Below are 13,167 nucleotides of genomic sequence, written 5' to 3'. Positions count from 1 at the left end.
CGCGAGACGTCCCGGACACCCGAGGCGCCCGGAACACCGAAGACGCCCGAGACGCCGGGGCGGGCCTCAGGCCTTCTCCAGGTACTCGGCGCGCTCGTCCGCGAGGAGCCTGTCGATCTCGGCGCGGAGCACCGGATGGCCCGCAAGCTCCGGGTCCGCCTCCAGCATGGCCTCGGCGTCCAGGCGCGCGGCGTGGATGACGTCCTCGTCGCGCAGCAGCTCCAGCATCTTCAGCGACGATCTGCGCCCCGACTGGGCCACACCGAGCACATCACCCTCCCTGCGCTGTTCCAGGTCCACACGGGACAGCTCGAAGCCGTCCAGGGTGGAGGCCACCGCGTCCAGCCGCGCACGGGCGGGGGTGCCGCCCGGCGCGTCGGTCACCAGCAGGCACAGGCCGGGCAGCCCGCCCCGCCCGACCCGGCCGCGGAGCTGGTGGAGCTGGGACACGCCGAACCGGTCGGCGTCCATGATGACCATGACCGAGGAGTTCGGGACGTCGACGCCGACCTCGATGACGGTGGTAGCCACCAGGACGTCGATCTCCCCCCGGGTGAAGGCCCTCATCACCGCGTCCTTGTCCTCCGGCGGGAGCTTGCCGTGCAGCGCCTCGACGCGCAGCCCCTCCAGCGGGCCCGCCGACAGGGTCTCGGCCACCTCCAGCACCGCCAGCGGCGGCCTGCGCTCGTCGTCGGCCTTGGACATGTCGCCCTCGTCGCCCTCCAGGTCGCCGATGCGCGGGCAGACCACGTACGCCTGGCGGCCCAGCCCGATCTCCTCGCGCAGCCGCGTCCAGGCCCGGTCGAGGAAGTGCGGCTTCTCCGCCGCGGGGACCACGTGCGTGGTGATCGGGGCGCGCCCCGAGGGCAGCTGGGAGAGCGTGGAGACGGTGAGGTCGCCGAAGACCGTCATGGCGACCGTGCGCGGGATGGGCGTGGCCGTCATGACCAGCACGTGCGGCCGCCCGCCCCCGGCCTTCTCCCGCAGGGCGTCGCGCTGCTCCACGCCGAACCGGTGCTGCTCGTCCACCACGACCAGGCCGAGGTCGGCGAACTGGACGCGCTCCTGCAGCACGGCGTGGGTGCCGACGACGATGCCGGCCGTGCCCGAGGCGGCGTCGAGCATGGCCGAGCGGCGGGCCGCGGCGCCCAGCGAGCCGGTCAGCAGGGCGACCGCGGTGCCGCCGAACATGCCGCCTCCCGCCAGGTCGCCGAGCATGGCCGAGATCGACCGGTGGTGCTGCTGGGCGAGCACCTCGGTGGGGGCCAGCAGCACGGCCTGTCCCCCGGCGTCGACCACCTGGAGCATCGCCCGCAGCGCCACCACGGTCTTGCCCGCGCCCACCTCGCCCTGGAGCAGCCGGTGCATGGGGTGCGGCAGGGCCAGGTCGGCGGCGATCTCCTCGCCCACCTCGCGCTGGCCCTCGGTGAGCTCGAACGGCAGCCGCCCGTCGAACTCGGCGAGCAGCCCGCCCTCGATCGCGGGCCGGGGCGTGGCGGGCCAGGCGGCCGCCGCCATCTTGCGCTGCAGCAGCACCGCCTGGAGCAGGAACGCCTCGTCGAACCTGAGCCGCTTGCGCGCCCTGCTCACGTCGGCGTGGTCGCGGGGCCGGTGGATCGCCAGCAGCGCGTCCGACAGGCCGGGCAGCCGGTGCCGGGCCCGCAGGGCGGCCGGGAGCGGATCGTCCAGCTCGCCCAGGGTGTCGAGGACGACCCCCAGCGCCCTGCGGATCGCCCAGGGCGTCACGTCCTTGCCCGCCGGGTAGATCGGCACCAGCGCGGAGGCGAACTCCTCGGCCCCGGTCTCGTTCTCCTCGATCATCTCGAACTCGGGGTGGGACAGCTGCCACTTGCGCTTGTCGCCCTGGCCGAAGGCGCCGACCTTGCCGGCGAACATGCCCCGCCTGCCCGGCCGCAGCCGCGTCTCGGCGATGTGCGAGGTCTTGCCGAAGAACGACAGGTAGATCTTGCTGCCGCGGGCGTCGGCCACCTCGACCTCCAGCCAGGTGCCGCTCTTGTTCCGCATCGGCCTGCGCATGGCCCTGGTGACCTCGCCCACCACGGTGACGTGCTCGTCGACCTGCAGGTCGTCGAGGTCGGTCAGCTCGCCCCGCTCGGCGTAGCGGCGCGGGTAGTGCCGCAGCAGGTCGCCGACGGTGCGCAGGTCGAGAACGCTCTCCAGCAGCTTGGCCGTCCTGGGGTCCAGCGCCTTCGCCAGCGGCTCGTCGAAGCTCGTCACCCGAGTTTTCTACCGTGCCGCGGCGACAGAATTCACCTCGCCCGGCTCACTCCACCCCGATGAGCAGCGGATAGCCGCCCTGCCCGCCCTCGTAGCGCACCACCTCGACGTCCGGCCTGGCCGCGGCCAGGTACTCCTCCACCGCGCGGGCCGGCTCCCCGCAGGCGCCGGCGCCCTCCAGGAGGGTGACCAGCTCGCTGCCCGAGGACACCAGCCGGCGGACCACCTCCAGGGCGGTGCCGGTCAGATCCGCGCCGATCACCGCGGCCTCCCCGTCGACCACCCCCAGGACGTCGCCGGGGACGACCAGGCCCGCGCTGGTCATCACCTCGCGGTCGGCCGCCCAGACGTGCCCGTGGCGGGTGTGCGCGGCGGCCTCGGTCATGGCCACCACGTCGTCGTCGAACCTGCGCAGCGGATCGTGCACGGCCAGCGCCGACAGCCCCTGCACCGAGGCCCTGGTCGGGATCACCCCGACCGTCAGCCCCTCCTCCCTGGCGATCTCCGCGGCGGCCATCGCGACCTCGCGGACCCCGCTGTCGTTGGGCAGGACCACGACCTGCGACCCGGCCTTCCTGATCGCGGCCAGCACCGCCGCCAGCGACGGGGTCGAACCGGGCTCGCGGCGTACGACCACGGCCCCCGCCTCCTCGAACACCGCGGCCAGGCCGGGCCCGGCGGCCACCGCCACCACGCCCCGGCCCCCGGTGACCGGATGGGTCCTGCCGTGGCCGGACAGGTACGTCACCGTGATCCGGTGGGGCCGTCCCAGCCGCAGGGCCGCCTCGATCGCGGCGCCCGCGTCGTCGACGTGGACGTGCACGTTCCACAGCCCGTCGCCGCCCACGACCACGAGCGAGTCGCCGAGCGCGTCGAGCTCCGCGCGCAGCGCCGCGACCTCGGCCTCCCCGGCGTCCAGCAGGTACATCACCTCGTAGCCGAAGTGGCCGGCATCACCGGCCCTCCCGGCCCTGCCGGGTCCCTCGCCGGTCTCCCCGGCCTCCCGCCGCTCCCCGCGCGCGGGCGGGACGGGGCGCCGGGCCGGGATGTCCACCCGCCCGGTGTAGGAGTCGGTGACGACGGCGGCGAGGCTCTCCAGGATGACCGTCAGCCCGGCGGCCCCGGCGTCGACCACCCCGCTGCGGGCCAGGACCTCCAGCTGCTCCGGGGTACGGCGCAGCGCGGAGCGCGCCTCCCGTGCCGCGCTCCGCGCGACCGAGGCCAGGTCGGGGCAGGGACGCCCGGTGTCCGCGGGAGCGCCGCGTACCGCCGCTGCCACGGCCGTCAGGACGCTCAGGATCGTGCCCTCGACCGGCCTGGACACCGCGGCGCGGGCCAGCTCGGCGGCCCTGACCAGGCCGCGTCCGAGATCGAGGCCGTCCCCCCGGGCCTTTCCGAGCACCTCGGCGAGGCCGCGCAGCGCCTGGCTGACGATCACCCCGGAGTTGCCCCGGGCGCCGAGCAGCGCCCCCTGCGCGAGCGTCTGCCAGGTCAGGGCCGCGTCCGCGTCGCCGGGCAGCCCGTCGAGCGCCTCCGCCGCCGAGAGCATGGTCAGGTGCAGGTTGGTGCCGGTGTCGCCGTCGGGCACCGGGAAGACGTTGAGGGCGTCGATCTCCTCGCGTCCCCTGCCCAGCGTCTCCGCGGCCAGCCGCGACCACCTGCGGACCGCGGACGGGTCGAGAACCTGCAGCACTCCTGACCTCCTGATCCCGGGCGGACCGCCCGGGCCCGTGATCGTCCCGGCAGGTGCCGACGGGTGCCTGTCGATGCCGGCCGGGCGCGACCCGCGGTGACGCGTCCTGCGATGCGCTACGGTTGCCTCCGGAGATTATCCCCGTTCGGCCGTTCACGGCGGCTCGCGTTCGCGTGCACGACCGGACATCGGATATTCTCGTATGGCCAGCCGGTCGTCCCGGCATGCCCGATGACCGCCCGGCAGTGCGGCGGATCGAGCCTCTCGACTGATCTAAGGAGCGAACCGTGGCTTCCGTTTGCGACGTTTGCGCTAAGAAGCCGACTTTCGGCAACAACGTCTCCCACTCGCACCGCCGCACCCGCCGCCGCTGGAACCCGAACATCCAGCCCGTGCGCGCAGTGGTGAACGGCACGCCGAAGCGGCTGAACGTCTGCACCTCCTGCATCAAGGCGGGCAAGGTCACCCGCTAGCCGGACTTCACGAAGCCCGCCGTCCCGCATCGGGACGGCGGGCTTCGTCGTTCCCGGCGCTCCGAGGGCCCGCGATCGGAGCGGGCCACAGGGACCGGGCCACAGGGACCGGGCCGCGGGGACCGGGCCGCGGGCGGGCCGCGGGGACCGGGCCGCGGGCGGGCCGCGACGTCCGGGGCCCCGGAAGCCCCTCACCCGGGCTCCGGGCCCGCGGGGACGTCAGGCGGGGCGCAGCCGCCAGGCGTGGTCCACCGGGCCGATGCCCGACCCCAGGGGGAACCCGTGCGCGATCGCGCCGGTGACGTACGCCTTGGCCTTCTCCACGGCACCGGGCACGTCCTCGCCCAGGGCCAGGTGGGAGGCGATCGCCGAGGCCAGGGTGCAGCCGGTGCCGTGGGTGTGCCGGTTGTCGTGGCGTTCGGCGGTGAAGCGGAACTCCCGCCTCCCGTCGGTCAGCAGGTCCACCGGGGCGCCCGGCAGGTGACCGCCCTTGACCAGCGCCCACGCCGGGCCGAGCTCCAGCACGGCGTCGGCGGCACGGCGCAGGTCGGACTCGTCCTCGACCTTCACGCCGGTGAGCTGGAGCACCTCCCACAGGTTGGGGGTGACCACGGTGGCGACGGGCAGCAGCCGCGACCTCATCGTCTCCACGGCCTCGGGGGCCAGGAGCGGATCGCCGTGCTTGGAGACCCCGACCGGGTCGACCACCACGGGAACGTCCAGCCCCGCCAGCACCCCGGCGACCGTCTCCACCAGCACGGGCGAGGCGAGCATGCCGGTCTTGACCGCCTGGGCGCCGATGTCGCCGAGCACCGAGTCGAGCTGGGCCCGGACCGCCTCGGCGGGGAGCTCCCAGTAGCCCTGCACGCCCAGCGAGTTCTGGGCGGTCACGGCGGCGATCACGCTCATGCCGTGCACCCCGAGGGCCAGCATGGTCTTCAGGTCGGCCTGGATGCCCGCGCCGCCTCCGGAGTCGGAACCGGCGACGGTCAGGACGCGAGGGGGAGTCGAATCGGTCATGTCCCCATCCAACCAGTTCGGTTCCGAGGGCACCGGCTCAGTCGACGGAGCACTCCCCCTGGTCGCTCCGGCAGGTCCGCGGGATCTCCGCGTCCCCCCGCGCGGTGAAGGTGACCACGAGCGGCTCTCCGGCCTCCAGGCCGGCCGGCGACTCGATCACCAGGTCGTCGCCGACCTGCCGCCACTCGGCGCCCTCCAGCGCGGAGACCCGGCCGCTGACCGGCACGCTCACCGTGAGGTCGCCGACGTTCGCGTCGGCGGCGACCACGAGCCGGACGGTGTAGGTGCGGGCCTCCTCGTCCATCAGGTCGGCGCCGACCGTGATCGCGGCGCCCCCCGCGAGCGGCGCGGGCCGCTCCACGGCCCCGTCGGAGCTGGGGACCGGGTCCGGGGCGGGCGCGGTGGTGCTCGGCACCTGCGTGGGCACCCCGGTGGGCTCCTGGCTGGGGGCCTCGTTGACCAGCGGTTCGGCGGTGGTGACCCTGGGGTCGGGCTCGCCGGTGGACGACGGCCTGCGGGTGCGGGACCCGTCCTCGTCGGTCCGGGGAGCGCGGGTGGCCCTGCGCGTCGCGGTGGGCCGGGGGGCCGCGGTGACCCCGCCACCCCTGCGGGTGACGGCCGGGGTCGGGGCGGCGGTGGCCTCGTCGCCCGCCTCCGAGGGCTCCTCGGACGGCGCGGCGTCCCCGATGTCACCGGTGCCGTCGGTGCCGTCGCCGAGCTCGCCGGGATCGGTGGTCTCCTCGGCCGGGACGGGCCGGTTCGACGCCGCCGTGACGCATCCGGTGGCCGGGCAGCCGGCGGGCTTCTCCGAACCGGTCAGCCCGCGGACCCCGGCCACGGTCCCGCCGAGCAGCACGGCCACCGCGGCGACGGCGAGCAGCGTCTTCCCGACCCGTCCGCCGGACCTCTTCCCGTCCTCGGGCCAGGGGTCTGCCGAGCCGGACGGCTCGGACTCGGAGGTCCAGCCCGATCCCAGGAAACCCGTCCGGGGCTCGGTGACGACGGACTCCTCGGGGCGGAGCCTGCGCCCGACCGGCTCGTCCGGGCGGTCCTGCTCCGGAGGGGACTCCGGCCCGCGGTTACCCCGGTCCGGGGATGTCTCTTCCCCGTTCGCACCGTGGCGGCCCATACAGCCCCTTTCTCGGAGGAATCACGACCGCCCATCTTCATACCAGTTCGGTAACCGTTTGTCGCAATTTTCACAAACATCACAACAGGTGAGGAACGTCACTCCCGAAAGTGGTCCCACCCGCCGCGGGCCAGGAACATGCCGCTGACCTGCACTCCCGTCCCCTCGGCGGCCCGGCCCACCACGGTCCACCCCTCGGGCAGGCGCACCCCGGCCGGGAAGGTCGCGGCGAGCGCGTGGTCGTCCCCGCCGGAGAGCACCCACTCCAGCGGGTCGGTACCGGTCAGCCGGGCGGCCTCGCGCATCACCGCGGGGACGGTGAACGCCCCGGGGTCGAGCAGCAGCGCGATCCCGGAGGCGGCGGCCACGTGACCGAGGTCCTGGAGCAGCCCGTCGCTGACGTCGAGCATGGCGGTGGCGCCGAGCGCGGCGGCCTGCGGGCCGCGCGCGTAGGGGGGTTCCGGGCGGCGGTGGGCATCGATCAGCTCGATCAGCTCGGACGGCTCGATCAGCTCGGGCGGGCCCGCGCCGAGCAGGGCCAGCCCGGCCGCGGCGTACCCGAGGCGGCCCGTGATCGCGACCACGTCCCCCGGCCGGGCCCCCGAGCGGGTGACCGGTGCCCGCCCGCCCAGGTCCCCCAGGGCGGTGACGGCGACCACGACGAGTTCGGAGCGGGTGATGTCGCCCCCCGCCACGCCGGCGCCGACCAGGTCGCACTCGTCGCGGAAGCCGTCGGTGAGGTCGTCCAGCCACCCGACGGCCGCGTCCGCGGGCAGCCCCAGGCCGACCACGATGCCGGTGGGGTCGGCCCCCATGGCCACCACGTCGGACAGGTTCTGCGCCGCGGCCTTGCGGCCGATGTCGTAGCCACTGGACCAATCGCGGCGGAAGTGCCTACCCTCGAGCAACAGGTCCGTCGTGACGACGACCCGCCCGTCGGGAGCGCTCACCACCGCGGCGTCGTCCCCGGGGCCCAGAAGTACCGTCCCGCCCTGGGACAGGCGTCCGGCAATACGTGCAACAACCCCGAATTCGCCGAGATCTCCTACTGTGATGACACACCTCCCGTTCATCACAGGGTACGGTGGCCCTTCGGCACTGATCCAATCGCCCGGGAGGTCGTGATGGTGCAGGCCTACATCCTTATTCAGACCGAGGTCGGCAAGGCCGCGAGCGTGGCTCGGGAGATCTCCGGCATCTCCGGGGTCACCCAGGCCGAGGACGTCACCGGTCCGTACGACGTGATCGTGCGGGCGGAGGCGAACAACGTCGACGAGCTGGGCAAGCTCGTGGTGGCGCAGATCCAGGGCGTCGAGGGCATCACGCGTACCCTCACGTGCCCGATCGTCCACATCTGATCGGAGACATCCGCGATGGCACGCCGGTTCGCCCGCCGGGCCGGGTACGTCTGCGCCCTGCTGATGCTGGCCGGGTGCGGCGGTGCCGTCCGGATCGAACCGCCCGTTCCCGAGGGTCCCGCCGTCGCGGGGTGCCGGTCGCTGGCCGAGCGGCTCCCGCGCGTGCTCGACGGGGAGGAACGCGCGGAGTCCGACCCCGTCTCCCCGTACGTCGCGGTGTGGGGGCAGGGCCGCATCGCGCTGCGCTGCGGGGTGCCGCGCCCGGTGACGATGTCGGCCACCGACCAGGTGCCCGAGCTCGACGGGGTGGCCTGGTACGCCGACCCGGCCAGGCCGGCGCTCTTCACCGCGATCGGCAGGCAGGCCTACGTCGAGGTGACGATCGCGCGGGAGCACACCCCGCAGAACGTGCTCATCGACCTCGCGGCACCGATCAAGGCGGCCCTGCCCTGACGTGCCCTGACGTGCCCTGACGCGCGTCCCGCCGGAGCGTCCTCCCGCGCGGCGCACAGGATCCGTCCGCCCGGCTCACAGAGGCCGTCCGGCCTCTGTGAGCCGGTCTAGCGCAGTCCGGCCGGGCGGGCCAGCGCGAGCCGGATCAGCCGGTCGACCAGCTCGGCGTACGGCACCCCGGTGGCGGCCCACAGCTGCGGCGCGACCGACATCGCGGTGAAGCCCGGCATGGTGTTGATCTCGTTGACGATCAGCCGTCCGTCGGGGGTGTAGAAGAAGTCGACCCGCGACAGGCCCTCGCAGCCCAGCGCCTCGAAGGCGCGCACGGCCATCGCCCGCAGCTCCTCGGCCGTCTCCTGCGGGACGTCCGCGGGCACCGAGAGCGACATGTCGTTCCCGATGTACTTGGCCTCGAAGTCGAAGAACTCGTGGTCGCCGTGGACCAGCACCTCACCGGGCAGGCTGGCCCGGGGGGCCTCGTCGCCCGGTGACTCCAGCACCGCGCACTCGATCTCGCGGCCGACGACGGCCGCCTCCACCAGCACCTTGGGGTCGTGCTCGCGGGCGAACTCGATGGCCCGCTCCAGCTCCCCCAGGTCGGCCGCCTTGGAGATGCCCTGGCTGGACCCGGCGCGGGCGGGCTTGACGAAGACCGGCCAGCCGAGCTCCTGGACCTCCTTGAGCACCCGCTCGCGCTCGGTCCGCCAGTCGCGGTCGCGGATCGCCACGTACGGGCCCACGGGCAGGCCCGCGGCGGCGAGGATCGTCTTCATGTACGCCTTGTCCATGCCGACCGAGCTGGCCAGCACCCCGGAGCCGACGTAGCGGACCCCGGCCATCTCCAGCAGTCCCTGGATCGTGCCGTCCTCGGCGAAGGGCCCGTGCATCACGGGGAAGACGACGTCGACGTGACCGAGCTCGACGGGGATGCTGCCGGGGTCGTAGGCCACCAGTGAGCCGCCGCCCGAGGTCAGGGCCAGCGTCGCGCTCTGCGCGTCCACCACGGGCAGCTCGCCGCCCTCGATCGCGTAGCGCTGCTCCCCCGAGGCGAGCACCCACCGGCCGTCCCGCGCGATCCCGATGGGGACGACCTCGTACCTGGACCGGTCGATGACCTCCAGCACGCTTCCCGCTCCCATGATGGAGACGGCGTGCTCGGAATTGCGGCCGCCGAAGAGGACGGCCACCCTCGGCAGGGGTTCGTGCTGCTCGCTCATGATGACCGAATGTACCCCCTGTTAGGGGGCAATCCAGCTGTTAGACGCGCCTATCTACTCGATGCGGGTAGGGAGCCCGCCCTCTTGGCCGTGTCCACGCCGGGGTCCTCGGCGGCCTTGGGCACATCGGGGAACACGCGTCCTGAAAAGGGATCCCCGCCCGTCGGGGAGGTTCGCCGCCCGCGGGCGGATCCCCGGCGGAAGGGCCCGCGGTCCCGCGCGGGGCCCCGCCCGCGACGGGACCGGGGAATCCCGTGCGTGACGAAACCGGGCCTACCCGTTCCGCCGTCCCGCTCACACCCCGTAGCGTTCCGGCTTGGGCGTCCGCGACATCAGGAGCACCGCGGCCTCGCTCGGGGGCATCGCGTCGTGGACGACGGCCACCACCACCTCGGTGATCGGCATCTCCACGTCGTGCTTCCTGGCCAGTTCGAGCACGGACTCGCAGGACTTCACCCCCTCGGCGGTCTGCCGGGTGGCGGCGACGACCTCGGTCAGGGTCATGCCCCGCCCGAGGTTCTCGCCGAAGGTGCGGTTGCGCGACAGCGGGGACATGCAGGTGGCGACCAGGTCCCCCATGCCCGCCAGGCCCGCGAACGTGTGCGGGTCGGCGCCGAGCGCCGCGCCCAGCCGGGAGATCTCGGCCAGCCCGCGGGTCATCAGCATCGCCCCGACGTTGTCGCCGAGCCCCATCCCCACCGAGACGCCGACCGCCAGGGCGATCACGTTCTTCACGGCGCCGCCGAGCTCGACCCCCACGACGTCCGCGTTGGTGTAGGGACGGAACCAGGGCGGCACGTGGCACGCCTCCTGGAGGCGTTCCATCGCCCGCTCGTCGGTGCAGGCGACCACGGTCGCGGCCGGCTGCCCCCGGACGATCTCCCCGGCCAGGTTGGGCCCGGAGACCACGGCGACCCGTTCCTGGGGCACCTCGGCGACCTCGCAGATCACCTCGCTCATCCGCTTGGTGGTGCCCAGCTCGATGCCCTTCATCAGGCTGACCAGCACCGCCTCCGGCGGCAGGTGCGGCTTCCAGCCGAGCAGGTTCCCCCGCAGGGTCTGGGAGGGCACGGCGAGCACCACGAAGTCGGCGCCGTCGAGGGCCTCGGCGGGGTCGGTGGTGGCGCGCAGCGTCTCGGGCAGCACCGCGCCCGGCAGGTAGTCGGGGTTCTCGTGGCGCAGGTCGATCGCCTCGACGACCTCCGCCCTGCGGCCCCAGATCATCGTCCGGGTGCCCGCCTGGGCGAGGATCATGCCGAAGGTGGTTCCCCACGAGCCCGTGCCGAATACAGCCGCCTTGGTCATTTCAACACCGTACGCCGAAGTCAGTGGCCCGCAGGACGCGCCATCGGCGCGGGAGGGGGCTTCTCGCCCCGGAGTTCGGCCAGCTGGGCCGTGATGGCCGCCATGATGTCGGCGGTCGCCGCGCGCAGCACCTCCGCGCTGGGCGGCTGTCCCGCGTACCTCGACAGGTCCACCGGCGGTCCCGTCTGCACGCTGAAGGTCCTGCGGGGCAGCAGCCGGGGCCTTCTGGCGCCGTACGGCAGGATCTCCTGGACGCCCCAGTGGGCGACGGGGATCACGGTGGCGCCGGTGGCCAGCGCCAGCCGGGCGGCTCCGGTCTTGCCCTCCATGGGCCAGAAGTCCGGGTCCCGGGTGCAGGTGCCCTCGGGGTAGAACATCACGCACGCCCCGGCTGCGAGCCGCCGCCGCGACTCCTCCAGCGAGCGGGCCGCGTCCACGCTGCCCCGGTAGACCGGGATGGCCTGCATCGCCCTCACCAGGTGGCCGATGACCGGTACCGAGAACAGCCCGGACTTGGCGAGGATCACCGGCCAGCGGCCGTGGTTGTACAGGAAGTGCGCGATCAGGATGGGGTCCAGCCAGGACAGGTGGTTGGTGACCATGATGATGCCGCCCTCGCGGGGCAGCCGGTCGCCGCGGCGCCAGTCCTTGCGGATCAGGAGCCACGAGATCGGCTTGACGATCACCACGGCGAAGGCGACCCAGAACGGGGAGGGCCATCCGGGGCGTCTCATGGGCACCTCCACGGCGACGGGGCGGGCGTCCCGTGGCATGGTAACCCTCCCCGTTCACCATCGGTGAGGGCGAGGCGGGATGCTTGGCGTCATGCCTGCTCCGGAGAACCCCGCCTGGACGCTCGTCGTCCCGGTCAAGACGCTGATCGCCGCCAAGACCCGCCTGGCGGCCGCGGCGGGCCCGCACCGGGCCGCGCTGGCCGTGGCGATCGCCTGCGACACCGTGGAGGCCGCGCTGCGCTGCGCGCTCGTCGCGCGGGTGGTCGTGGTGACGGGGGACCCGGTGCCGGCCGAGGCGCTCGCCGGGGTCGGCGCCCACGTGGTCGGCGACCCCGGGGCGGGCCTGAACGCCGCCCTGCGGCACGGCGCGGCCGAGGCGGTGCGGCTGGAGCCCGGCGGTGCCGTCGGCGCCCTCCAGGCCGACCTGCCCGCCCTGCGCCCGGCCGAGCTGGCCCGCGTGCTGGCCGCCGCGTCCGCGTTCGACCAGGCGTTCCTGCCCGACGGCGCCGAGGTCGGCACGACCTTCTACGGGGTGCGCGCGGGCGTGCCGTTCACACCGGGGTTCGGGGGCGAGTCGCGCGCGCGTCACCTGCGGCGCGGTGCCGCCGAGCTCTCGGTGCAGGGCGTGGAGTCGGTCCGCCACGACGTGGACACCCCGGACGACCTTCGCCGGGCGCTGGTCCTGGGCGTCGGCCCCCGCACGCTGGCCGTGGCCGGGAGGATCTCGGCCGCCGGGGGCGCGGAGGGTTAGGCTGGGCGCGTGCAGGCGACGGTGCGCGAGTTCGATCCGGCGACCCGGTCGGGGTCGGTCTTCCTCGACGACGGCAGCGAGGTCCCGTTCGGGGCGGCGGCGTTCGACGCCGGGCCGCTGCGGCTGCTGCGGTCCGGCCAGCGGGTGAACATCGTCATGGACGGCGAGGCCGTCTCCTTCATCACCCTGTCGACCTTCCCGGTTCCCGGGGTCCCGGGAGTGCCCGAGTAGCCGTTCCCGCTCGGGACGGCCGGGGAAAGCCCGGACGGACGGTCCGGGAAAACCCCGGCGGCCGGGAAAATCCCGGCGGGCGGCCCGGGAAAGCGCCGGGGACCGGCCGGCCGCGCGCCCGCGGAAAAGCCGGAAGCCCGGCCCCCACCTCGGGAGACCGGGCGTCCGCACGGAGCTCTACTTCTTCTTCGAGGCCTTCTTGCCCCCGCTGTTGACGAGCTCCTTGAAGTCCGAGCCCGGCCGGAATTTGGGCCCCCAGCTCTCGGCGACCCTGATCTCGGCACCCGTCGAAGGGTTACGGGCGGTACGGGCCGGCTTGTGCACCATTTCGAACGCGCCGAACCCCGTGATCGATACCTTGTCGCCACTGGCGACGGCGGTCTGGATGGCGTCGAGCACCGCGTTCACGGCCTCGGTGGCCGTTCTCTTGTCGCCCACCCGATCCGCTATGGCGTCGACGAGTTCCTTCTTGTTCATAAGGTTGCTCCCCCTGCTTACCGATGTCCGGGAGTGGGTCATGAGGCAGAAAACCCGTCTCACCCGATTTGTCACGGCGAGGGGTCTC

Annotated in this window: 14 protein-coding genes; 5 read left to right on the top strand and 9 right to left on the bottom strand. The window is 73.9% G+C overall.

Annotated features, from left to right (window positions below; all coding sequences use genetic code 11):
• Positions 1-66: 66 nt before the first annotated feature.
• Together recG and ACZ6RT_RS07660 are read right to left on the bottom strand one after the other, a co-directional pair.
• Complete coding sequence (gene recG / locus ACZ6RT_RS07665; RefSeq protein WP_399186452.1) at positions 67-2,238, bottom strand: ATP-dependent DNA helicase RecG; 2,172 nt, start codon at positions 2,236-2,238, stop codon at positions 67-69.
• Positions 2,239-2,284: 46 nt separating this feature from the next.
• Positions 2,285-3,931: a DAK2 domain-containing protein gene (locus ACZ6RT_RS07660; protein ID WP_470152582.1), complete on the bottom strand. Its 1,647-nt coding sequence runs from the start codon at positions 3,929-3,931 to the stop codon at positions 2,285-2,287.
• Between the two features lie 287 nt (positions 3,932-4,218).
• On the opposite strand from ACZ6RT_RS07660, the gene rpmB reads away from it, so the two are divergent.
• Positions 4,219-4,404: a 50S ribosomal protein L28 gene (gene rpmB / locus ACZ6RT_RS07655; protein ID WP_012894387.1), complete on the top strand. Its 186-nt coding sequence runs from the start codon at positions 4,219-4,221 to the stop codon at positions 4,402-4,404.
• A gap of 219 nt (positions 4,405-4,623) precedes the next feature.
• On the opposite strand, the gene thiD is transcribed toward rpmB, so the two are convergent.
• From thiD to ACZ6RT_RS07640, 3 genes are all read right to left on the bottom strand, one after another.
• Positions 4,624-5,424, bottom strand: coding sequence for a bifunctional hydroxymethylpyrimidine kinase/phosphomethylpyrimidine kinase (gene thiD, locus ACZ6RT_RS07650; protein WP_399186454.1), 801 nt, complete (start codon positions 5,422-5,424; stop codon positions 4,624-4,626).
• A 37-nt stretch (positions 5,425-5,461) separates the two neighbouring features.
• Positions 5,462-6,553: a hypothetical protein gene (locus tag ACZ6RT_RS07645; protein ID WP_470152581.1), complete on the bottom strand. Its 1,092-nt coding sequence runs from the start codon at positions 6,551-6,553 to the stop codon at positions 5,462-5,464.
• Between the two features lie 98 nt (positions 6,554-6,651).
• Positions 6,652-7,626 (bottom strand): thiamine-phosphate kinase, encoded by a 975-nt coding sequence (locus ACZ6RT_RS07640; RefSeq protein ID WP_470152580.1) that lies wholly within the window; start codon positions 7,624-7,626, stop codon positions 6,652-6,654.
• A gap of 51 nt (positions 7,627-7,677) precedes the next feature.
• On the opposite strand from ACZ6RT_RS07640, the gene ACZ6RT_RS07635 reads away from it, so the two are divergent.
• Both ACZ6RT_RS07635 and ACZ6RT_RS07630 read left to right on the top strand, forming a co-directional pair.
• Entirely contained in the window at positions 7,678-7,911 is a 234-nt protein-coding gene (locus ACZ6RT_RS07635) for an Lrp/AsnC family transcriptional regulator (protein ID WP_399186669.1), read from the top strand.
• Positions 7,912-7,926: 15 nt separating this feature from the next.
• Positions 7,927-8,364 (top strand): DUF3515 family protein, encoded by a 438-nt coding sequence (locus ACZ6RT_RS07630; protein WP_399186456.1) that lies wholly within the window; start codon positions 7,927-7,929, stop codon positions 8,362-8,364.
• A 107-nt stretch (positions 8,365-8,471) separates the two neighbouring features.
• On the opposite strand, the gene ACZ6RT_RS07625 is transcribed toward ACZ6RT_RS07630, so the two are convergent.
• From ACZ6RT_RS07625 to ACZ6RT_RS07615, 3 genes are all read right to left on the bottom strand, one after another.
• The gene (locus ACZ6RT_RS07625; RefSeq protein WP_399186457.1) at positions 8,472-9,581 is read right to left on the bottom strand and encodes a D-alanine--D-alanine ligase family protein; all 1,110 of its coding nucleotides are present in this window, start codon (positions 9,579-9,581) and stop codon (positions 8,472-8,474) included.
• 294 nt (positions 9,582-9,875) lie between these two features.
• Positions 9,876-10,886: an NAD(P)H-dependent glycerol-3-phosphate dehydrogenase gene (locus ACZ6RT_RS07620; RefSeq protein WP_399186458.1), complete on the bottom strand. Its 1,011-nt coding sequence runs from the start codon at positions 10,884-10,886 to the stop codon at positions 9,876-9,878.
• A gap of 20 nt (positions 10,887-10,906) precedes the next feature.
• The gene (locus ACZ6RT_RS07615) at positions 10,907-11,620 is read right to left on the bottom strand and encodes a lysophospholipid acyltransferase family protein (protein WP_399186459.1); all 714 of its coding nucleotides are present in this window, start codon (positions 11,618-11,620) and stop codon (positions 10,907-10,909) included.
• 91 nt (positions 11,621-11,711) lie between these two features.
• Between ACZ6RT_RS07615 and cofC the strand changes: the two genes are divergently transcribed.
• Together cofC and ACZ6RT_RS07605 are read left to right on the top strand one after the other, a co-directional pair.
• Positions 11,712-12,371, top strand: a complete 660-nt coding sequence (gene cofC / locus ACZ6RT_RS07610; protein ID WP_470152579.1) for a 2-phospho-L-lactate guanylyltransferase — start codon at positions 11,712-11,714, stop codon at positions 12,369-12,371.
• A gap of 9 nt (positions 12,372-12,380) precedes the next feature.
• Complete coding sequence (locus ACZ6RT_RS07605) at positions 12,381-12,602, top strand: hypothetical protein (protein ID WP_399186461.1); 222 nt, start codon at positions 12,381-12,383, stop codon at positions 12,600-12,602.
• A gap of 177 nt (positions 12,603-12,779) precedes the next feature.
• On the opposite strand, the gene ACZ6RT_RS07600 is transcribed toward ACZ6RT_RS07605, so the two are convergent.
• Positions 12,780-13,079: an HU family DNA-binding protein gene (locus ACZ6RT_RS07600; RefSeq protein ID WP_344894205.1), complete on the bottom strand. Its 300-nt coding sequence runs from the start codon at positions 13,077-13,079 to the stop codon at positions 12,780-12,782.
• Positions 13,080-13,167 lie beyond the last annotated feature (88 nt).

Source organism: Streptosporangium sp. NPDC050148 (assembly GCF_055586505.1).
This window is presented reverse-complemented; position numbering and strand designations above follow the sequence as displayed.

Bases quoted from the DNA above. Each gene is read 5' to 3' on its own strand.
- ACZ6RT_RS07620 (WP_399186458.1), bottom strand. From the start codon at position 10,886: ATGACCAAGGCGGCTGTATTCGGCACGGGCTCGTGGGGAACCACCTTC.
- ACZ6RT_RS07600 (WP_344894205.1), bottom strand. From the start codon at position 13,079: ATGAACAAGAAGGAACTCGTCGACGCCATAGCGGATCGGGTGGGCGAC.
- cofC (WP_470152579.1), top strand. From the start codon at position 11,712: ATGCCTGCTCCGGAGAACCCCGCCTGGACGCTCGTCGTCCCGGTCAAG.
- ACZ6RT_RS07630 (WP_399186456.1), top strand. From the start codon at position 7,927: ATGGCACGCCGGTTCGCCCGCCGGGCCGGGTACGTCTGCGCCCTGCTG.
- ACZ6RT_RS07645 (WP_470152581.1), bottom strand. From the start codon at position 6,553: ATGGGCCGCCACGGTGCGAACGGGGAAGAGACATCCCCGGACCGGGGT.
- ACZ6RT_RS07625 (WP_399186457.1), bottom strand. From the start codon at position 9,581: ATGAGCGAGCAGCACGAACCCCTGCCGAGGGTGGCCGTCCTCTTCGGC.
- ACZ6RT_RS07635 (WP_399186669.1), top strand. From the start codon at position 7,678: ATGGTGCAGGCCTACATCCTTATTCAGACCGAGGTCGGCAAGGCCGCG.
- ACZ6RT_RS07615 (WP_399186459.1), bottom strand. From the start codon at position 11,620: ATGAGACGCCCCGGATGGCCCTCCCCGTTCTGGGTCGCCTTCGCCGTG.
- thiD (WP_399186454.1), bottom strand. From the start codon at position 5,424: ATGACCGATTCGACTCCCCCTCGCGTCCTGACCGTCGCCGGTTCCGAC.
- ACZ6RT_RS07640 (WP_470152580.1), bottom strand. From the start codon at position 7,626: ATGAACGGGAGGTGTGTCATCACAGTAGGAGATCTCGGCGAATTCGGG.